17 protein-coding genes are annotated in these 19965 nt (G+C 49.6%); 7 read left to right on the plus strand and 10 right to left on the minus strand.

From position 1 onward, the window contains the following. Positions 1-90: 90 nt before the first annotated feature. Positions 91-1224, minus strand: a complete 1134-nt coding sequence (locus DUE52_RS15125) for a lysophospholipid acyltransferase family protein (protein ID WP_114406862.1) — start codon at positions 1222-1224, stop codon at positions 91-93. Positions 1225-1237: 13 nt separating this feature from the next. Continuing rightward, entirely contained in the window at positions 1238-1441 is a 204-nt protein-coding gene (locus DUE52_RS15130) for a hypothetical protein (protein WP_133299844.1), read from the minus strand. 293 nt (positions 1442-1734) lie between these two features. On the opposite strand from DUE52_RS15130, the gene DUE52_RS15135 reads away from it, so the two are divergent. Then, positions 1735-2646 carry a LytTR family DNA-binding domain-containing protein gene (locus DUE52_RS15135; protein WP_165840944.1) on the plus strand — a complete coding sequence of 304 codons (912 nt, stop codon included), beginning with the start codon at positions 1735-1737 and terminating at the stop codon, positions 2644-2646. Positions 2647-2707: 61 nt separating this feature from the next. Here the strand turns inward: DUE52_RS15135 and DUE52_RS15140 are convergent, their stop codons facing one another. After that, on the minus strand, positions 2708-3406 hold the full coding sequence (locus tag DUE52_RS15140) for a helix-turn-helix transcriptional regulator (RefSeq protein ID WP_114406865.1): 699 nt from the start codon (positions 3404-3406) through the stop codon (positions 2708-2710). 92 nt (positions 3407-3498) lie between these two features. On the opposite strand from DUE52_RS15140, the gene DUE52_RS15145 reads away from it, so the two are divergent. Beyond that, positions 3499-4152, plus strand: a complete 654-nt coding sequence (locus DUE52_RS15145) for a helix-turn-helix domain-containing protein (protein WP_114406866.1) — start codon at positions 3499-3501, stop codon at positions 4150-4152. Between the two features lie 68 nt (positions 4153-4220). Here DUE52_RS15145 and dnaG read toward each other — a convergent pair whose 3' ends face one another. After that, positions 4221-6206: a DNA primase gene (gene dnaG / locus DUE52_RS15150; protein WP_114406867.1), complete on the minus strand. Its 1986-nt coding sequence runs from the start codon at positions 6204-6206 to the stop codon at positions 4221-4223. 195 nt (positions 6207-6401) lie between these two features. Here dnaG and DUE52_RS15155 point away from each other — a divergent pair, with 195 nt between their 5' ends. Beyond that, positions 6402-7715: a vanadium-dependent haloperoxidase gene (locus DUE52_RS15155; RefSeq protein WP_229312175.1), complete on the plus strand. Its 1314-nt coding sequence runs from the start codon at positions 6402-6404 to the stop codon at positions 7713-7715. Between the two features lie 108 nt (positions 7716-7823). Here DUE52_RS15155 and DUE52_RS15160 read toward each other — a convergent pair whose 3' ends face one another. The 4 genes from DUE52_RS15160 to DUE52_RS15175 all read right to left on the minus strand — a co-directional run bounded on the left by DUE52_RS15160 (position 7824) and on the right by DUE52_RS15175 (position 11842). Then, positions 7824-9716 (minus strand): amidophosphoribosyltransferase, encoded by a 1893-nt coding sequence (locus tag DUE52_RS15160; RefSeq protein WP_114406869.1) that lies wholly within the window; start codon positions 9714-9716, stop codon positions 7824-7826. Between the two features lie 270 nt (positions 9717-9986). Continuing rightward, positions 9987-11099 (minus strand): family 20 glycosylhydrolase, encoded by a 1113-nt coding sequence (locus DUE52_RS15165; protein WP_114406870.1) that lies wholly within the window; start codon positions 11097-11099, stop codon positions 9987-9989. 52 nt (positions 11100-11151) lie between these two features. After that, the gene (locus DUE52_RS15170) at positions 11152-11652 is read right to left on the minus strand and encodes a hypothetical protein (RefSeq protein WP_114406871.1); all 501 of its coding nucleotides are present in this window, start codon (positions 11650-11652) and stop codon (positions 11152-11154) included. Next, positions 11642-11842, minus strand: a complete 201-nt coding sequence (locus tag DUE52_RS15175; RefSeq protein ID WP_114406872.1) for a hypothetical protein — start codon at positions 11840-11842, stop codon at positions 11642-11644. The genes DUE52_RS15170 and DUE52_RS15175 overlap by 11 nt, the downstream gene beginning before the upstream one ends. Before the next feature lie 100 nt (positions 11843-11942). On the opposite strand from DUE52_RS15175, the gene DUE52_RS32430 reads away from it, so the two are divergent. Further along, positions 11943-12113, plus strand: a complete 171-nt coding sequence (locus DUE52_RS32430) for a hypothetical protein (RefSeq protein ID WP_165840945.1) — start codon at positions 11943-11945, stop codon at positions 12111-12113. Between the two features lie 46 nt (positions 12114-12159). On the opposite strand, the gene DUE52_RS15180 is transcribed toward DUE52_RS32430, so the two are convergent. Next, positions 12160-13668 (minus strand): NADH-quinone oxidoreductase subunit N, encoded by a 1509-nt coding sequence (locus tag DUE52_RS15180; protein WP_114406873.1) that lies wholly within the window; start codon positions 13666-13668, stop codon positions 12160-12162. 135 nt (positions 13669-13803) lie between these two features. On the opposite strand from DUE52_RS15180, the gene DUE52_RS15185 reads away from it, so the two are divergent. Beyond that, positions 13804-14463, plus strand: a complete 660-nt coding sequence (locus DUE52_RS15185) for a hypothetical protein (protein WP_133299845.1) — start codon at positions 13804-13806, stop codon at positions 14461-14463. Positions 14464-14557: 94 nt separating this feature from the next. Here the strand turns inward: DUE52_RS15185 and DUE52_RS15190 are convergent, their stop codons facing one another. Continuing rightward, the gene (locus DUE52_RS15190; RefSeq protein WP_114406875.1) at positions 14558-15373 is read right to left on the minus strand and encodes a TerC family protein; all 816 of its coding nucleotides are present in this window, start codon (positions 15371-15373) and stop codon (positions 14558-14560) included. An 899-nt stretch (positions 15374-16272) separates the two neighbouring features. Between DUE52_RS15190 and DUE52_RS15195 the strand changes: the two genes are divergently transcribed. Then, positions 16273-18609, plus strand: coding sequence for a GumC family protein (locus DUE52_RS15195; protein WP_114406876.1), 2337 nt, complete (start codon positions 16273-16275; stop codon positions 18607-18609). A 61-nt stretch (positions 18610-18670) separates the two neighbouring features. Next, complete coding sequence (locus DUE52_RS15200) at positions 18671-19942, plus strand: N-acetyl sugar amidotransferase (protein ID WP_114406877.1); 1272 nt, start codon at positions 18671-18673, stop codon at positions 19940-19942. Positions 19943-19965: the final 23 nt, after the last annotated feature.

Below are 19965 nucleotides of genomic sequence, written 5' to 3' on the forward strand. Positions count from 1 at the left end.
TCAATAAAAAAGTCGGATCTGAACAGATGTCCGCAGATCCGACTTTTACGATTGAAAACAAGAAAAAACTAAACTAGTATTGTAGGGTACTCAGGCAATAATTTGCTTGGAAAGCAAGTCGAGATACATGTCCGTGCCCAGCACTTCTTCAGGGGTCTCGATGGTGCCAACCTGAAGCAAAAAGTCACGGAGGTCGGTTGAAATTTCGTAAGTGACGTACAACCGGCGGTCAAACAGGATGGGTGAATCTTCCAAGTCGCAGATAGAATACCGCTCCTGATTGAAGGCAACCCGCTTTTTGGGTCGTGGCCTGGGTGGTTGATACGAATCGGCCTGTTGTTCCAATTCGTGCTGATCGAGGAATTTATGAATGTAATTCCATCCTTCCCACTGTTCCGGATACCTGGTCAAGTACTGCCAGAAAGAATCGTAGAGGTGTTGAAGGCTCAATCGACAGTACGTTTCGCGGTCACAATCAGCTTCCGGAACAATAGGATCGAGAAATGATAATACGTTGTTCAGATTTTTTTCCCGGTAACTGATCACCGGAACAATGGGCGTCTTGGTTACATAAGACAGGAATCCAACCCCTTTGCGGGCCCACACATTTTTGGCTCCAAAGCGCACCTGAACTTCTTTATCTTCCTGACGGTTCAGCCCAGTCGTACTGGTTACGCCGTCGATAAAGATGACCAGGGAGGTTCCAGCCCGCAATTCACGGATGACCTGCAGCGTCGATGACGTCTGCTCAGCGTCCAGAATTTGGAACGAGTTGGTTAAGTTGTGCTTTTTCTGAAGACCTTTGATGGTGGCCCAGATGTCTTTACCCTGTTCCTGATAAGTGCCCCTGCTGACCAGGAGGGCCACATCAATGCCGTTTCGATACAAATACGTGGTCAGCAGGCGGTAAGAACCCAGGTGGAAAGTGCAGTAAATATTCGGGTGTTGGCTGTTTACCAGTTTCCGAATTGGCCCTTTCGTTTGAACCAGGTCATTGGCGGTCAAAAATTGCTGATCGAAGGTGGTGTAAACCTGTTGAAGTAACAATTTCTGAAAAAGGTCTTCGTGCTTTTCTATCGGAATCTCAGGCAGAATGTTCTGGACACTGGCCGAGAACGTAGTAAATTTGAAGAGATACCCTTTTTCTTTCCGGAGATCCAGGGATTCGAACTGTTGGCGACAACGATCCAATTCCCGCTGATATTGATGCACGAAGTTGCTCATGGTAAAAGTAAGATTAAGAAAGAGCCAGTTGATCCGTTGCGTTTGGTTGCAGACCGTGGAATGAAGGCCACCAGTTGCAGCAAACTTCACCATCTTTGTCGGCCTTACCGGCTAAAAGGATGCGGTCGCTGGTTTCATTTTTAGCGATAACGTTCAGGTTGGTAGTAGCAGAATTCAATAATTGCTTAGCTGAGTTGATAACAAAGTTCTTTTTCATGGCGAAAGATGCGATAGATGCTGTTAGAGTGATTAAATTGTCAGTCATCAATCGGTCTGTTTTGCCCGGGATTAGTTGGCCGATTGACTGATACAAAAGTACCGGGTCGGCATAGGCAAAAGAATGGCAACTTTTGGCTAAAATATTATGCAGCTTTAGTAACTAGTTACTATTTATTGTTAGTAATTTAGCACAGTTCAAGAAGTGAGAACATGATTGGGGTAGCAATGACCGAAGTACCGCTAAATCTGAAGTATATAAGAAGACCCTTCAAGAGTCTCAGTATTCTGCTATTGGCTGTATTTACGTTCGAAGCCTTCAACTGGCTCTTTGCGTTTGAAAAGAAATTAGTGAAAGTGGAAGAATACGGCGGTTTACTAGGCTACCTCTGGATTTTCCTGCGGGGCGGAATCCTGCCGGAAATTTCAACCCTGGTCATCCTGCTGATGCTGTTGAATATTTACCACGAAGCCTGCCGAATTAAAAAAATCGAACTGACCCCCCGAAACATACTCAATTACGAGGTAAAAATTTTACCCGTCATGCTGGTCGCTTTTTTCCTGTTTAACCCGGTAACGCAAACCGTGCGCTATCTGTTGGTGAACTTCCCTAATTATGACCTTGAATTGTACCTGGGTAATTACATCCAGGGTACGTATAGCCTAAAATATTATTCCTTTTACCTGATTCCGGTTTTGATCATGGGCTACGGTGCCGTCAACGGGTCGCTGCTGGTCGATATTCTCGAACAACGCCGGCAACGGAAACGCAGCAGCGAAGCGCCCGATCCCTTTCAGTCGCTCGTTCCCCAGCCCGGTGCTTTCCTGACGCATCTGAAAGGCAAAAACAATTTTGGCGAAACCATCTTGGCCGTTCAGGATTGCTTCTGGTTTGAAACCGAAGACCGGTACTATTACGCCGTTCACCCCACCGGCCGGTTCTCCATTACCAAGACCATGAACGAGCTGGAAGCGGAACTGAACCCCGAACTGTTTTTCCGAACCAAACGGAATTGCATTATCAACCTCAGCTTCGTTGCCAGTTACGCGTATTGGGAGAATGGTAAATACAGCATTCGCATGCAAACTCCCAATAATGACGAAACCGACATGCCGCGCGCCCGGCTGCAGGATTTTAAAAACCGTCTGGTACGCTTCTCCGCCCAGGAGGTCGAATACCTCCCTCCAAAGAGCGAAATTATCTAGTAAACTTTACAGCACACAGGAAAGCCCGGATTTTATTGTTCTTACTCGCCACGGCAAATTTTCAAAGGTATTCTTTTACGGAAATTCCGTAACGAGCCAGGTTCCGGCAACTTCCCAATTCCAGCTTCTGCGCGATATTCGTTTTATGATTCGCCAGCGTTCGGTAACTGATGTGTAGCTGATCCGCAATTTCATGACCGGTTGTCCCCTGCGCTACCAACCGAAGAATTTCAAGCTCCCGGCCCGTTAGGCGGCCCAATTGCTCTTTCGTCTCATCGGTCATAACGTTCATCCCGTAGTTTTTTAGCAAAAGTAAAAAACCGGGGCTGTAATAATACCCGCCCGTACTGATGGTCTGAAAACACTTGTAGAGTTCGTCCAATCCGTCATTCGCGTATAAAAAACCGTAGAACCCCTGTTGCATGGCATTGGCGACCAGTTTTAAATCCGGTTTGCTGGTATACAGAATGAATTTGGTTTTATGGTTGTTCGTCCGGGCCTGCTGAACGATGTCTACACTACGTCGTCCGGAAATTTCTGATTCCAAAATGACGCACTGCGGTTGCTTGACCCGAATCTGCTGAAGTGTATCCTCCATTTCGATGGCTTTCCCAACCACATTGTACCCCTGCTGCTTGAGTACCTGGCAAAGTACCTCACAATTAAATAGTTCAGCCTGGGCTACTAGGATAGAAAAGTCCTTTCGCTTCAATGAAAACGAAGAAGAAGACGATTCCGGTTTTGAATTGGTGTTGTTCATGGTAAAGCGATAGTAGCCTGCGTTTGAAGCTACAATTTAATTAGCCGAATTGATTCATTGGGTCAATCGAAATCAATACTTTTTTGTGTGAAATGACCAAAATAGAGAACCGGCCGTTCCACCTCTTCGTAGTCGTTGATGCAATTCGTAAACGCGCGGAAATCGACAGAGAGAATCAAACGCTAGATACGGCAAATTTGGTTATTTCACGCGAAAAAGTAGTTATTCCGTACGAAATGACTTTTTTGATCGAAATTGATGCCGTAGTTTTCACTTGTAATTCACAGAAAACAAGGATTGAACTACTAATATTGATAACAATGCGGAACGTTAAGGATTTAACTGGACAACAAGTGGAGCAACTCCGTCAGACGATTCGTGAGAGCCAAAACAACGTTTTGAAGAAACGTTGCCAGTGTGTACTCTATAGCTACTACGGCCTGACGGTTAGCGAATTGATGGATATGTTCGCGGTAGATCGTCGCAGTATCTACAATTGGATGAATCGCTGGCAGGAAGATGGTGTTCAGGGCTTAATGGATAAACCCGGCCGCGGTTTAAAACCAAAACTGAATCCCGACGATCAGCAGCACGTTGAAAAAGTGATTCAGGCTATGATGACGTTTCCGAAAGAACCCCGTCAGGCTCTGCAACAAATCAACCATCAACTGCCGAAGCCTGTTAGTCAGGATACTCTGCGTCGCTTTGTAAAGAAAATATCGAGAATAGACAGCATGGCTGCCTGAATATCATTACTATAAAGTGAACAGTTCGTAATGACTCCTCCAGGTCTGTTACTAACTGTTCACATATGTTACGATATAACGGTTCCCAATAGTCGACCGATCTCGATGTCTACTTTTTTGTAGTGCATATACTCTACCATCAGTCGGTCGCTTTCTGCCGGGTCGGTCGCCTGAACGATCTGCTGTTTGATGTCGCGCATTCGTTGCTCGGCAACCAGCTTCTTCAATCGTAAAATATTGGAGAAAGCCGCATCGGCTAATTTATCCACTTCTGTCGGAACGTAAATTTCGTGTTTGAGCCAGTTTTCACTGAGCTGGTGTCGAAACGTAACCAGACCAATAACCTGGTGCTGGTACTCCTGGTTCTGATGTTTCAGAAAATAGTCAGCCGTTCGTATTTCGTTGGCCACGAATCCCTCCCGAATTTCCCGCAGCATTTCGTTGAAAACGGGCGTCACAAATTCCATCGTTCCCAGTTCACTCAGCATGTAATGGCAAACCGATATGTCGGGTTCCAGTTCGTGAGCGCCATAATTGACCAGTAGCCGAACGCATTCTTCTTCCTGATAAGAGAGGGAAGAACGGGTTTTAGGATTCAGTGGGTCAACAGCCCGGCGCTCGACGGGGGGAGCTTCCACCGAAAAATCATTCAGAATCTCCGTCAGTTCCCCGGGCATGGGGTCCGGGCTGGCTGCTCTTCCGGGCGAGGTAGCCTTATCCTGTTGTTGCTTCAGTTGCTGTTTCTGCTGGCTGAGCACCATCCGGTTGCTTTCCGAAATCAGCGTCTGCTCATCGACCTGGAGCTGGCGGGCGGTTTTCTGGAAAAACACCTGCCGCTTGATCGGATCCGGTATTTTGGAAATGCTCTGAATCACTTCCGAAATAATCTCTGCCCGCTTGAACGGATTATCTCCCGCGTCTTTCAGGAGAATGTCGGTCTTGAACGTAATGAAATCGTTGGAATGCTCACTGAGGTATTTTTTAAAGGATTCAGCCCCTACTTTACGAACGTAGCTGTCCGGGTCGTCGCCGTCAGGAAACGTCGCCACGCTGACGTTCAGGCCCTCTTCCAGCACCATATCCAGCCCACGCAGGGCGGCTTTGATCCCCGCGGCATCGCCGTCGTACAAAATGGTTACGTTTTGGGTAAACCGGCTGATCAGTCGAATCTGCTCGATGGTCAGTGATGTACCCGACGAGGCCACCACATTTTTGATCCCCGCCTGGTGCAATGACAGTACATCCGTATAACCCTCCGTTAGGTAACAAATGTCTTCCTGCCGGATGGCATTCTTGGCCTGAAAGATACCGTACAGAACCTGGCTTTTGTGGTAAACTTCCGTCTCTGGAGAGTTGATGTATTTGGGCTGGTTTTTATCCGTTTTCAGAATTCGCGCCCCAAATGCAATCACCCGGCCGGCGACGTTGTGAATCGGAAAAATCACCCGCCCCCGAAACCGGTCATACGTTTTGCCGCCTTCTTTCGATAACACCAATCCCGCTTTTTCAAGCAGCTCCGCGCGATAGCCCCGGCGGGTGGCTTCCTGAAGCAGCGCGTCCCACTGGTCGGAACTATAGCCCAGTTCGAACGATTGAACGGTATTGTCCAGAAATCCCCGCTCACGGAAATAACTCAGACCAATGCTCTGGCCTTCGTCCGACTTCAATAAATGAGAATGGTAAAAGTCTTTGGCAAAATTCAGGACGATGAACAAACTCTCCCGCTCATTTTGCCGGATCAGTTCATCGGGCGTCAGTTGTTCTTCGGCGACTTCGATGCCGTATTTTTTGGCCAAATGCCGCAGGGCTTCCGGATAGCCGATGTTTTCAATGTCCATCACAAACCGCACCGGATCACCCGCTTTGCCGCAGCCGAAGCATTTGTAGATCTGACGAACGGGCGAAACGTTGAACGACGGCGTCTTTTCGTTGTGAAACGGGCAGCAGGCAATCCAGTTCTGGCCCCGCTTTTTGAGCGAGACATAATCACTGACTACGTCGATAATATCCGCAGTCTGACGGATTCGGTCGATGGTTTCCTCTGGAATACGCATAACTCAAAGGTACGTAACTCCACCCGGTTTTGGCAACGTTTTTGCTAATATGAGTTGTCGGAAAGCCCCCCGATAACCTCCCTTTTTTACCTTCAACCGGATACGGCCATGCCTCTGAAATGGATAAATCTAACGCTGTTAAATTTGATTCGACAAGCAAGTATTGTGCTTGTTAGTGTTTTCCTACTGATTGTTGTGACCGATTGTACGAAAAGTACGAAGGATGATCCGGTAGCTCCACAGTCCAAAACCGCTGACCAGTACAGTGCGGAAGTGGCCCTGCGATGGTCGGCGATAAACCTGTACCTGCTCCGAAATACGCCGGGGTTCACTCCGCCGGTGGCTTCCCGGGCTTTGGGCTATGTTGGATTAGCCCTCTACGAAGCCGTTGTGCCCGGTTTGCCAACACATCGATCACTGGCGGGACAACTCACCGGCCTGACCCGTTTGCCGCAGCCTGACGCCAAAGCCACGTACAACTGGGCTGTTTCGGCCAACGCTGCGGAGGCTCAGATCCTGCGGAATCTCTTTGCCAATACCAGTGATGGAAACAAAGCCAAAATTGATTCGTTGGAAGTCCTGACGTTGACGGAATTGAAAACCGAAACCGGCAGCAGTGAAGTGGTGGACCGTTCGGTGGCCTTTGGTCGGCAGATCGCCGATGCGATTTTTGAATGGTCGAAAACCGACGGAGGCCACGAAGGTTACAACCGCAATTTCCCCGCCGATTTCAAGGTGCCGCTCTTCAACGGTTCGTGGCAGACTACGGAGAACGGGCGGAAGATTCCGATGCAACCCTACTGGGGCAACAACCGGACGTTTGTGGCCGCGAATGCGAACCTGCCCATGCCGAAACCGCTCCCGATTTCGGCGGACGTCAAATCACAGTATTTTGCGCAGTACCTGGAAGTGTATACCAAAAACAAATCCCTGACGCAGACGGAGAAAGAAATTTCAATCTGGTGGGCCGACGATCCAAGCGAAACCTTTACGCCCCCCGGTCATTCGTATAACCTGGCGCGCATTGCCATTCAGACTGCCAAAACCGATCTGGGGAAAGCCTCCGAAACACTCGCCCGCACCGGCCTTGCCGTGGCTGATGCCTTTACGGTTTGCTGGAAGTGCAAGTATCGGTTCAACAATGAGCGGCCCTACACGTTCGTTCGCCGGGCCATCGATCCGGCCTGGATTCCGTTTTGGCCTGCTCCGCCTTTTCCGGGCTACACGTCCGGACATGCCACGCAATCGGCGGCTGCGGCCACGGTTCTGGGCGGTATCTACGGGGATTCGTTTTCATTTACGGATGACTCACACGTCAGCCGTGTTCGGGACTTGAAACGCAACACGGATTTTAAAGCGCGGAGTTTTACTTCGTTTTGGCAAGCCGCCGAGGAGTCGGCCTACTCGCGTTATCTGGGTGGTATTCACACCCGGCAGGACAACGAAACCGGTTTGACGACCGGTAAGGAAATCGGGAAGAATGTAAATAGCCTAAGCTGGAAAAAATGATCAATGTAAAATGGCAAACGCCGAATGTAAAAGTGACTGCTGTCAAGCTACTTTTACATTCGGCGTTTGCCATTTTACATTTTTACTTTATGAAGCTTTTAGAACTTTTCAATAAGCCCGTACGCCCTTGCCTTCCATAAAATTGACGAAGGCTTTGTTAACGACTTTGTTGCCGCCCGGCGTCGGATAATTTCCGGTGAAATACCAGTCACCGGAGTGGTTGGCACAGGCCTTGCGGAGGTTTTCGACCGTTTGGAAAATAACCGCTACATCGGCTTTCAGATCTTTCGGGGTCACAATTTCGGCGACTTTATCAGAAATCTGATCGTGCGTAAACGGATCGTACAAGGCTTTTACGTAGTTTACATTGGATGCATTTCCGGATTCGATGGCGGCTACACACTGTGCGTATACTTCATCGACCCGGTTTTCCAGACCGCTTTCTTTCAGCAATTGCAAGGTGGCCCGGAAAGCCACAAACTCCTTCATTTTCGACATGTCGATGCCATAGCAATCGGGGAATCGAATCTGGGGAGCCGACGAAACAATGATGATTTTCTTGGGGCCGAGCCGATCGAGCATTTTCAGAATGCTCTTTTCAAGCGTCGTCCCCCGAACGATAGAATCGTCGATAACCACCACATTGTCAATACCTTTGCGAATGACTTCGAAGGTCGTATCGTAGACGTGGGCCACCATCTCGTCCCGCTGGGAGTCGTCGGTGATAAACGTCCGGAGTTTGACATCTTTCGAAACGAGCTTTTCGATCCGGGGGCGGAACGAGAGCAGCCGGTCGAGATCCTGTTCAAACAGAATACCGTCCATGATGGCTTTCTTGCGCTGTTTGGCCAGGTATTCCTCCAGACCTTCGACCATGCCAAAGAAAGACGTTTCGGCGGTGTTGGGAATGTACGAGAAAACCGTATTCTCCAGATCGTAATCGATTTCCTGCAAAATCTGCGGAATCAGCAGCTTCCCGAGCATTTTACGCTCGTTGTAAATATCGGGATCAGAAGCGCGGGAGAAATAAATCCGCTCGAAGCTACACGACCGTTTTTCAATCGGCTTGATGAATTCGTACTCGTCGTATTCGCCATACTTGTCGATGATCAGCGCGTGTCCGGGCTTCACCTCCTGAATCTGGTTGTACTCGACGTTAAAAGCGGTTTTGATGGCCGGTTTTTCGGAAGCCACCACCACCACTTCGTCATCGGCATAATAATACGCCGGACGAATACCGGCCGGATCGCGGGCCACAAAGGCAGCGCCGAAACCCGTCATGCCAACCATCGAATAACCGCCGTCGAAATCCCGGCAGGAGCGGTGCAACACGCGTTGCAGGTCCATGTTATCCTCGATGATGTCCGACAGGTCGGGATTTTCGTAAATGCCTTTGAACCGATCGAATACGCGCTGGTTTTCTTCGTCCAGAAAGTGGCCGATTTTTTCCATCACCGTCACCGTATCGACCTCATCTTTGGGGTGTTGACCCAAAGAGACCAGTTTGTCGAAGAGTTCTTCGACGTTGGTCATGTTGAAATTGCCGGCCATCACGAGGTTACGGCTGCGCCAGTTATTCTGGCGGAGCATCGGGTGACAGTTCTCAATTTCGTTTGCTCCGTGTGTCCCGTATCGCAGGTGACCCATCCACACTTCACCCGTAAACGCAAGGTTTTCCTGAAGCCAGCGGGCATCGCGGGCTTTCTCCTTGTTGTTCTTCAGTGCTTTGCGGAATTTCTTGTTGATCTTCTGGAAGATGTCGGCGACCGGCTGGCTGGCTACCGAGCGGTAGCGGCTGATGTAGCGGTGGCCGGGCGGTACGTCAATTTTGATGTTGGCAACCCCGGCGCCGTCCTGGCCCCGGTTTACCTGTTTTTCCATCAGCAGGTACAGTTTATTGATGCCGTATAAATGAGTGCCGTACTTATCGATATAATATTGGTACGGCTTGCGGAGCCTTATCAGGGCAATACCGCACTCGTGCTTTATGGCGTCGCTCATGCCTGGTGTTTTAGGTTGTTATGAAGGTAACTTCCGAAGGTTGCTTTTCGTTCAGATGAAGTTAAGGCAAAGTTACGAAAAGGACAAAGCGGATTCTCTACCGTTAACAAGACTTTTTTCTTGCGAGGTTCATGGGTTGGTCGAAAGTTCTAAAATAAGCGTGTTAAAAAAGTAGCCTATTGGTCGTACCGGGTATCCAATTGACAATTTGTATGCCTGAAACTTTCCCCACGAAATTGCTTCATACCGGCTGGATTGCTTTGTCAATGGTTAGTTGGAAGCGATTTTTCCGATCTCTTCGTACAAGGCCCGGAAGCAGTTGGAGGCCGTATTGCCGGACTCATCCGTCTTTTTTCTACCGTAATATTCATCCAGAAACGAACCGGCATCCGACCAGACGGTTTGGATCATGCCGTGAAACCGGTCTTTCATTGCTTTCGTGGCCGTTGCCCGGAATTTGACCATATCCTGTACTTGCAAAACCGCATTTTTCGGCATTCGCCACGGACAGGTCATCACCTTCAGGCCTTTCATGGCAAAATAAACCGGCGTCTGGTCCGGGCGCTCGTAGTGCCAATCGCAGATCAGCACATCTTTCGGAATCAGGTCGATGGCGCGGTGGGTGCTGTTCATGCTGGCTTCCCACATGCCCAGGCCGGTGGTTTTTCCGTCCAGCAGCCGGTCGCCCCAAATCCACAACGTGCGTCCGTTTTGTGCCAGATGATCCCGTATGGTTTTCACCTCCCCGGCAAACAGTTCGGCTTTATCGCGCCCCGAACAACGCGGACACTTGTCGTCGCCGATGTAAAACACCTCATCCATGCCCGCATGAAAAGCATCGGCTTCAAAAACGTCACAAATCTCATCCACCAGTTCAAAAACCACTTTGTGAACGTCCGGGTGCAGTGGGCAGTAACTCTTGCAATACAGACCGTCGGCGTTTGGCCACTGGTATTTCTCCGGCATTTTGACGTGGGGCGTTTCGTCGAATTGGGGATAAACCCGCAGCAGATTGGTGGTTTTGGCCGCCCACGACTGATGACCCAGCAGATTGATTTGCGGAATGAGCCGGATGTGGTGTTTCTGACAGGCGTTCACCATCCGTTTCACTTCCCGTCGCGACAACGCCACGCTATCGCGCAATTCGGGATGGCTTTTGAATTCGTAGTTAAAATCGACCCGCAGAATCAGCGTGTTCACCTGTCGGGGAGCCAGTTCTTTTTCGATAAACTGTACAAATTCATCCACGCGGCTGGATTGGGGAGAACCAATGCAAAAACCACGAACGGGCAGCAGGGTGTCGACCGGAATCTGGGCCATGGACCACTGATAAAACAGCAGAAAACCGACCAGTAAACCGTGTTTGAGGGAAGAGATTTTCATATCGAACCTGTTAGAAATTCTATTTTATCATGTACTCGCAGAACGAGATGAACTATGAAACTTGGGGAGGATTATTTCTTTTTAAATTCTCAATGTCAGCAAGATCCTTTTGTCTTCCCATAGCTTGCTTATCCTGAATCAGATCGTCAAGGCTGATAAATGGAATTTCGATGCCATTCTGCTCAATAACTTTTCTCCTTGTATAGGCTTCCCAGAACTTTAGGGATGCCTTGATGATCGGCAAGACATCAAGAGTATAATCGTCAAATTCGTACTTGAAAACGGATTTCTTGGGGGAAGGGGCAGGGTCATCCCGGTATCTGGTCACGTCACGGCCCAGTTCTTGCAGGGCGTTCAGCAGCCGGTAATAGTTTTCGTAGCTTGGGTTGTACCAGAAATCCAGGTCCGGCTTATCCAGTTCATGTCCGCTGGCTGTTTTCGATTTCCGGTAGTCTCCGTAGTAAGACACGGCAAAACCACCGACAACCATATATTCTACAGCGTTTCGCTTGAATATCTCGAATACATTATGATTAGGGTCGTCATAAGCCATACGCATTACCCTCGTTTGCCGGCACATTGTTCTGTGAGAGCGTCACATCTTTGGCGGGGCTGTCTTTCAGGGAATTAATAAAACGCTCAAACCTATCATGACGCTCCTTTGACCGGGCTGAGGTCGTATCGGCTGGCTTTGCATGAGCTTTCAACTCCTGAATGCTTTCGTATTTGGTAAGTTCGTTCATGACCTGGCACCCTGTTCTATGCAGTAATGCAAATATAGTATGATCAGTAATAATACAACAGTTTCGGAGATATTGTTCAAATCGCTGACCAATAGGAACTTTGAAGAAAAATGACGGTTTAGACGCAACTATTGTACAGGCAGCAGGAGAGCAGGCTAACCGTCGAAGCCGCTGTGATCATTATGCCGCGGGTGGCGGGGAAGATCAAGCTACTAAACATTTTAAGAAAAAAGAGACATCAGCTAACGATGTATTAGCAGAAGCTGTTTAGGATTGCATGTGGGATAAAAGGTAGAAACGGGAACAAGCTTTTTTCGTTACAAACCGCCGATCCAGCGCAAAATCCAGTCGGGTTTGAAAAACAGCGCCAGCACGGGAACCGTGAGAACCGTGGCTAAAATCAGTTGCGGTCGACTGATATAAATGTCTGACAAATTGGCCGTGGAAGCAGGACGGAAGTATAGTAAAAACGGAATGCGGAGGTAATAAAAGAGAGAAACGACGGCGTTCAGCAAACCAATGGCAAACAAGGCCAGCACCCACGGATTCGCGTTCGTCTGATAGGCTTCCAGGAGTGCCGAAAAGGCCAGGAATTTGGCGGTGAATCCTACCGTTGGCGGCAAACCCGTCAGGGCAATCATAACGGCCGTGAGGGCCGCGCTGAGGAGCGGCTGACTGGTGCCTAACCCACTGAAATCCTGAATAGTTAGGCTCCCGTGGTGGGACTGAGCCAGTAAGTCGATCAGCAGAAAAGCCGCCATGTTGATGAACACATACGTGGCGACGTAAAAGGTGGCGGCTTCGAAACCCGTTTCGTTGAAAGCCACGACGCCCACCAGCAGAAAACCGGCGTGGGCAATGGACGAATACGCCAACAGCCGTTTGGCATCGGTTTGCCAGAGGGCCGAGAGGTTGCCGAGGGTAATGCTGGCCAGCGCGATAGCCGCCATCGGTGTCTGGAAATTAGCTGGTAAGGCTGTCAGGACGCGCATCAATACCAGCAACGCAGCCGCCTTGGGTGCCACCGAAAAGAAAGCCACAACGGGCGTTGGAGCAGCTTCGTAGACATCGGGCGTCCAGACGTGGAAAGGCACAAGCGACAGTTTGAACAGAATACCGCCCAGCATCAGAAAACCGGCTACGTAAATGACGAACGAATCGTTTTGAGTCAGTTGTTCAACCGATTCAGACAAGGCCAGGGTTCCGGTCAAGCCGTAGAGCAACGACATGCCATACAGCATGATGGCCGAACTGACGGCTCCGAAAAGCAGGTATTTCAAACCGCCTTCCGACGCTTTGCGGCTGGCCGAAAGCCCAGTCAACAGGTATGAACTGATGGAAACGAGTTCGATGCTGAGGTAAATCGTTAGCAGGTTGACCGACATCGTCATCAGATACAGGCCGAGGAGCAGGGCCAGCAGAATGGGAAGCCAGTCGAGGGGCAGGGGATTGGGCGTTTTCGCAACCGTCCAGGCGTGAAGAATGGCGAAAAAAGCCGCCAGCGTCACCACCAGCTTATAAAAAACCGCCTGGTTGTCGAGCAGGAGAACGAAATTAAAAAGAAAGCCTTTTTGCTGTGATTCCTGCCCGATTACGAACGCTCCGGCCACGGTCACCGCCAGCAGCGCAAGACCGTAAAGAACAGAACGGTTTTTGGAAAGAGCTTGCACCTGAACGGAATCCTGACCCGATGACGGGCGCTTTGAACGGGTGAGCAACACCAAATCGGTTACGACGAGAATCGCAATGGCAAAGACCAGTGCCAGTTCCGGCCAGAAACCGGATAAGCTCCGTATACTATCATTCAGTTGATCAATGAGTTGCAAAGCGCAGAAAAATAGGCAGATTTTGATGGCGGTAAAGGTACAAAAAAAGCGTACTGGTTTTGGGGTTGGTTCGTTATCTTGTCGCAAGGAATGCCATGCCGGCTTTCAACCAACCATTTAAACGGAACTCTTCCCATGAAAAGAATGCTGATTTTGGGCCTGTTTGTCGTCGGCCTGACCACTTTCGCCAGCGCGCAGGGTGTTTTTTTGACCGATGTGAACGGGCAGGTGCTCAGAGCCAGTAAATACGTGGATGTGCAGGGGTCGCCGTATCTGAACGAAGCCTGGAAAGAAGGGGCGGTAACGACGGCCGGCAACAAGTCGTATCCGAACCTGAAAGTACGTTATGACGTTTTTGCGGGCGAACTGGAGTATCTGCAAAATAACCAGACGTATCGGTTGAGTCCGGCAGCAATCAAGGAATTCCGGATTATGGACAACGACGAGCTACTCTTTCGGAACGGTTTTTCCGCCGTAAACAACAACACCCCGGCTACGTTTTACCAGGTGTTGGTCGATGGCCCGACGAAGTTGCTGAAGCACACGAAAGTGACGGTGGTTGAAAATAAACCGTTCAACTCGGCAACGGTAACGAAGGAGTTTCAGAAGCAGGATCTGTATTTTATCGCCAAACCGGACGGTGCGATGCAGCGCATTCAGAAAAACAAAAAGTCGGTGCTGGCTGCGCTGAACGACCAGAAAGACCGCGTCGAAAAACTGATCAAAGAGCAGGACCTGAACCTGAGCGAAGAAAACAACCTGATTACGTTGCTGGAAAGTTATAACGCGAAATAGAGGTGAGAGGTGAGACAAGAGAGGTGAGACTGACGGATAGCGGTATTTGCAGTACCCGTCTCACTTCTCTTGTCTCACCTCTCACTTCTATTTCTCAAATAACGCCTTCCCGTTTGGCGCGTTCTTCGTAGCCGTGTAGCTGAACCGGTTTTTGTTTCTTGCGCAGGCGCATGTTGAGGAATTCGACCAGCAGCGAAAACGCAATGGCAAAGTAGAGGTATCCTTTCGGTACGGCACCGATTTCGGCATCAAAGAAAACAAACTCGGCCAGGTGGGCTCCTTCGGCAATGAGCATGAATCCGATCATGATCAGGAAGGCCAGACCCAGCATTTGAATACTCGGGTGTTCATTGACGAATTTGCCGACAGGACCCGCAAAAAACATCATGATCAGCACGGAAAGGACGACGGCAATAATCATAACCGTCACATTCTGAGTCAGTCCCACCGCCGTCAGAATGGAGTCGATTGAAAAAACGACGTTGATGATAGCAATTTGCGCCACTACGCCGGAGATGCTGGCCTTAACCGGGGAACCTGCGGTTTCTTCCTCCTCATTCGAACTTCCCTCCAGTTTATGATGAATCTCCGAAGTGGCTTTATACAATAGAAAAAGTCCCCCAATGATCAGAATGACGCTTTGTCCCGTAAAAGCAGCACTTAACCAACGGCTTTCGTAATGCATAAATGGTTTGCTGAGCGAAATCAGTACCGAAATTCCGAACAGGAGCGCGACCCGGAAAATCATGGCCAGCAGCAGGCCGATGTTGCGGGCTTTGGGCTGATCGGCCGGAGCGAGTTTGTTGGCGGCAATAGAAATAAAAATGATGTTATCGATCCCTAATACAATTTCCAGAAATGTCAGCGTCAGCAGACTAACAATGTTTTGGGCGGAGAACAATTGATCCATTCGTAGGTAGTTTGATCGTTGAAGAATTGCCCCAAATTACCCGCTTTACGGCAGTTAGACAACATTTTCATGAAAATCGACCCTGAAAAAGGCAAAAGGTTTTCAAGCAGCAGGCACACCCAACTGCTGTGATTTGGCCGGGAAAACAGAAACCGGATCGTGAAGAATTCTGCTCATCTGTTTTGGGGTAGAAAGAGCCCGGAATGTGCTGCGGTAGGGTTTTAATTGTCGGACAGTTATCCGGAGGGGATTCTGCGTTGTATGATGGTGTTCCATATCCGGTATTTTCTTGTTGAATTTGACTTAATTAGTTGTTTTTCTGACAGTTATAATGTTGTTTAGTGTGCATTTTTTCGAAAATGGGATAAAAGATAGACTCGGCTGGTTACAAGACATTTATTTTCATATGTATAGACAAGCAAAAATAAATTGGTAAATTATTTCTGCCACCATATAATAAATTTGCAATTTGTATTTTGTAAGATAAAATTTGATTAACGTAGATTTGTAGTGAATGAAATGTGTATTTTGGTTACTATAGAGTAAAATTGCCTTGATTTTGGCTGAAAACGTCTTTTTATCGTTAAAAGATCTGTCTGTTTAATGACGGAAAAATCGGTTCTCAAGGCGCGTCGGGTGGTAAGAGTAAATACTTAAGTATTTATAATGAGCCGGAAAACTTTTTTTGAGTTAATATTGTAAAAAAAATGGCGGAAACCATTTTTCGGGTAAATTCTGAAGAAGAAGGAAGTTATGAAATTTCAAAGACTTCCTCCGTATGAATGGCGTCTTAATGCATACAACCTCCTCAATACGAACTTCATACTAAACACGTTATAAACCGTCCTTTGGGATGACGGATCTAATTTTTACTTTTTTCGTTTCTAAGCCGGTTGCTCATGAAGTCATCGAATATGTATAGTTATCCTATGTATCCTCAGGGCGAGATTAACTCCTCGGACGGACAGGGAACATTGAAGGACTATCTGAAACACTGGAAGTGGTTTTTGATTTCGCTGATCACACTCATCGTGGCCGGTTTCGTTTACATCTGGTTTACCGAGCCCATCTACCGGGTTCAGGCGAGTTTGCTGGTGAAAGACGAGCCGCCGAAGAGCGGGGTCTCAAGCGACGGCATCCTGAAAGACCTGACGACTTATAGCCCCGGAAAGGTCATCGAAAACGAAATTGAAATCCTGAAGTCGAGTTCGTTGATGAAAAAGGTGGTCGACTCACTGGGGTTGAACATCCGCTATTTTCGCAGCACGCCCTTCGGCAAACGGGAAATTTATGAAGAAGCCCCAATCCGGATTGTCCTGACCGATCCAACGCCCAACCTCTACCGGGCCGATCTGGAAATTGGTATCATCAGCCCGACTACGGTGCGGCTCAACGATTGGGTCTATCCGGCCAACCAGATCATCAACACACCTTTCGGGCGGTTACAAATCTTTATCAAGCAGCCCGTGGTCTACACCAACGAACCACTGGTGGTGCAGGTCATGTCGCCGGCGCAGACCATTCGCTATTACCAGAGTAAACTCACCGTTGCGCCCAGTGGCAAAGAGTCGACGGTGTTGGTGCTGACCATCGAGGATGCCGTTGCGACCAAAGGGGAGGCTATTCTCAATCAGATGATTGCCAATTACAGCTCGGCTTCTACCACCGAAAAAAACCGGGCTGTAGCCAATACCCTTAGCTTTATTCAGACGCGTCTGAAGCTCGTTTCTGCGGAATTGGCCACGCTGGAGAAGTCGATCGAAACCTATAAAGCGGTGAATGGTATTTCGGGCATCGGCTCGGGAGCCCAGTCCCTGCTGAGCAGTTTGCAGAGCAACGACGCGCAACTCAACCGGGTTGCCATTCAACTCAGTACGCTGGGCGATGTGGAAAAATACGTTCGCAGCAAAGGCGAAAACCGGGGTGTGCTGCCGACAACACTGAAATTCAGCGATCCAACCTTAACCGCCTTGATTGGTAAATTGACGGAACTCGAAACGCAGCGGACGGTGCTGCTTCGGAATTCGCCGGAACCAAGTGCGGTATTGCGTTCGCTCGACGACCAGATTTTTGCCACCCGGGCCAGCATCGGCGAAACGCTGGCCACGCTCCGTGGCATCCTGACCAATACGCGCAGCCAGTTGCTGGCGGCCAACAAACGGCTTGAAGCCCGGATTGGCGTTATACCGGGGAAAGAACGGGCGCTGATGAACATCACCCGGCAGCAGGCCATCAAGAACAACCTGTATAACTACCTGCTCCAGAAACAGGAAGAAACCGCCCTTTCGTTTGCTTCCGTCGCATCCAACAGCCAGGTGATCGATGCTGCCAGCGGGAGTCTCGAACCGGTAAAACCCATCAAGTGGCTGATCCTGTTGCTGTTCGGAATCGTCGGGCTGCTCATTCCCATCGTCGTGATCCGAATCAAACGGTTTTTCAACGAGCGGGTTTCCGGGCGAGCCGAAATCAATCAGGCCACCAAGGCCCCCGTGATTGGGGAGATTGCCTACGTCAGACACGAATTTCCGGTGGTGGTAAATGGCCGGAAACGCTCGGTGGCAGCCGAACAGATTCGGGCCCTGCGGACGAATCTCCAGTTTTTGCGCGAAAACCCGAACGATAGCCAGGTGTTGCTGTTTACGTCCAGCCTGAGCGGAGAAGGCAAGTCGTTCCTGTCGCTCAACGTGGCCGTGAGCATGGCGCTGGTGGGTCGTCCAACGCTGATTATGGATATGGATTTGCGCCGGCCCAAATTGCACAAGGCGCTGAACATGCTCAATTTTCGCGGCAGCAGCAGCTACCTGACGGGCGAGGCCACGCTGGACGAAGTGCTGCAGCAGGTGCCCGGATTCGATAATCTGTTCATTATTTCCTGCGGCCCCATTCCGCTCAATCCGTCGGAACTGCTCAGCGGCCCGCGCCTGCGTGAGCTGATTGAAGAAGCCCGTACGCGGTTTGACAACATCATTATCGATTCTCCGCCGATCGGTCTGGTGACCGATGCCCAGTTGATCGGGCCGTTTGTGGACGTGACGCTTTACGCCATACGCCATAATATTACCAACCGGAGTTATCTCAAACTGGTGGATTTGCTGTATCAGGAGAAGCGGTTTCCTAAACTGAATGTTGTACTGAATTCCGTCAAAAATAAATACTCGTACGATTACCGGTATTACTACTACCGGAAGTCGGGCAATGACAAGCCCAACCTGTTGCGAAAATATTTGCTGCACTGAAACGGAAGCTCGTCCGCTTTGATACAATGGACGGGTGGATGGACGATCTGAAAAGCCGGGCATGATTACCGTACCAAAAGATTTTCTTGCGAAATGGAAAAACGGACCGTCGGAAAAACCCCTGGCGTTTTCCCGGTCGGAGCGCAGACACAGGCACTCGCGGGACCGGAGCGCAGCGGCCGATTCGTTGAAATTCACGAAAGTTGACAATTTCCGGCGCTGTAGCCGGTGTGTGCTGGATACAACCGTTTCCGATATCTGGTTCGATGCTGCGGGCGTCTGCAAATACTGCTACATCCACGACGAAATGGAGCGGCTCCATCCGTTGAAAAACATGGAGGAGGATTTGCAGCGGATTGTGAAACGGATCAAAAAAGCCGGCCGGAACAAAACCTACGACTGCATTGTGGGCGTGAGTGGCGGTCGCGATAGCATCTATACCCTTTTTCTGGCGCGCAAACTGGGCCTTCGACCTTTGGCGGTTTATTTCGACAACGGCTGGAACACCGAAATTGCCGTTTCGAACATCCGGAAAGCAACCGACCTGTTGCGGGTGGATCTGCATACGGTATTGGCCGATCTGGAAGAGTTCAAAGATTTGCAGCGGGCTTTTCTCAAAGCATCCGTACCCGACGCCGACATCCCGACCGTTTACGCCATCCATTCCGTATTGTATGAAACGGCCGCCAAACAGGGCATTGGCTACATTCTGCACGGGCACTCGTTCCGGACCGAAGGCACCTCACCCATTAGCTGGACTTACATGGACGGGCGGTATATCAAAAATGTTCACCGACGGTTTGGCAGCGGGGTCATCCGGAGTTTCAAGATCATGATGTTGCCCTACCTGCTCTATTACAGTTTCGTAAAACGCATTCGGGAAGTGCGGCTGCTGGAATACATCGATTACAACAAGAAAAAAGTGGATGAAATTCTGGCCCACGACCTGGGCTGGGTATATTACGGCGGGTACCACCACAAGAACCTGTATACCAAGTTTTTTCAGTCGTTTCTGTTGCCGAATAAATTCAATATCGATAAGCGCAAAACGGAGTTGTCGGCACTGGTTCGGTCCGGGCAGAAAACACGGGAAGAAGCCATTGCGGAGCTGGAAGCCAGTGCTTATCAATACGACCGGTCGGTGGTGATCTACGCCGTGGCAAAATTGGGGTGGACGCTCGAAGAATGGGAAAGGGTTTACCACCGCGCTCCCCGGTCACACAAGGATTTCAAGACGTATCTGCCGCTGATCCGGCTGCTGCGTCTGCCGATCTGGGTGGCCTGCAAACTGCGGATTTTGCCCCATATCCTGTATTTGAAGTATGCCAGTTAGCAATGAGTAGAACCCCGCCGGTT

Source organism: Larkinella punicea (assembly GCF_003334855.1).
Lineage (GTDB): Bacteria > Bacteroidota > Bacteroidia > Cytophagales > Spirosomataceae > Larkinella > Larkinella punicea.

Excerpts from the sequence above, each read along its gene's own strand:
- DUE52_RS15145 (WP_114406866.1), top strand. The coding sequence starts at position 3,499 with ATGACCAAAATAGAGAACCGGCCGTTCCACCTCTTCGTAGTCGTTGAT.
- DUE52_RS15195 (WP_114406876.1), top strand. The coding sequence starts at position 16,273 with ATGAAGTCATCGAATATGTATAGTTATCCTATGTATCCTCAGGGCGAG.
- DUE52_RS15200 (WP_114406877.1), top strand. The coding sequence starts at position 18,671 with ATGATTACCGTACCAAAAGATTTTCTTGCGAAATGGAAAAACGGACCG.
- DUE52_RS15160 (WP_114406869.1), bottom strand. The coding sequence starts at position 9,716 with ATGAGCGACGCCATAAAGCACGAGTGCGGTATTGCCCTGATAAGGCTC.
- DUE52_RS15125 (WP_114406862.1), bottom strand. The coding sequence starts at position 1,224 with ATGAGCAACTTCGTGCATCAATATCAGCGGGAATTGGATCGTTGTCGC.
- DUE52_RS15190 (WP_114406875.1), bottom strand. The coding sequence starts at position 15,373 with ATGGATCAATTGTTCTCCGCCCAAAACATTGTTAGTCTGCTGACGCTG.
- DUE52_RS15170 (WP_114406871.1), bottom strand. The coding sequence starts at position 11,652 with ATGGCTTATGACGACCCTAATCATAATGTATTCGAGATATTCAAGCGA.
- DUE52_RS15185 (WP_133299845.1), top strand. The coding sequence starts at position 13,804 with ATGAAAAGAATGCTGATTTTGGGCCTGTTTGTCGTCGGCCTGACCACT.
- DUE52_RS15140 (WP_114406865.1), bottom strand. The coding sequence starts at position 3,406 with ATGAACAACACCAATTCAAAACCGGAATCGTCTTCTTCTTCGTTTTCA.
- DUE52_RS15175 (WP_114406872.1), bottom strand. The coding sequence starts at position 11,842 with ATGAACGAACTTACCAAATACGAAAGCATTCAGGAGTTGAAAGCTCAT.
- DUE52_RS15165 (WP_114406870.1), bottom strand. The coding sequence starts at position 11,099 with ATGAAAATCTCTTCCCTCAAACACGGTTTACTGGTCGGTTTTCTGCTG.
- dnaG (WP_114406867.1), bottom strand. The coding sequence starts at position 6,206 with ATGCGTATTCCAGAGGAAACCATCGACCGAATCCGTCAGACTGCGGAT.
- DUE52_RS15130 (WP_133299844.1), bottom strand. The coding sequence starts at position 1,441 with ATGAAAAAGAACTTTGTTATCAACTCAGCTAAGCAATTATTGAATTCT.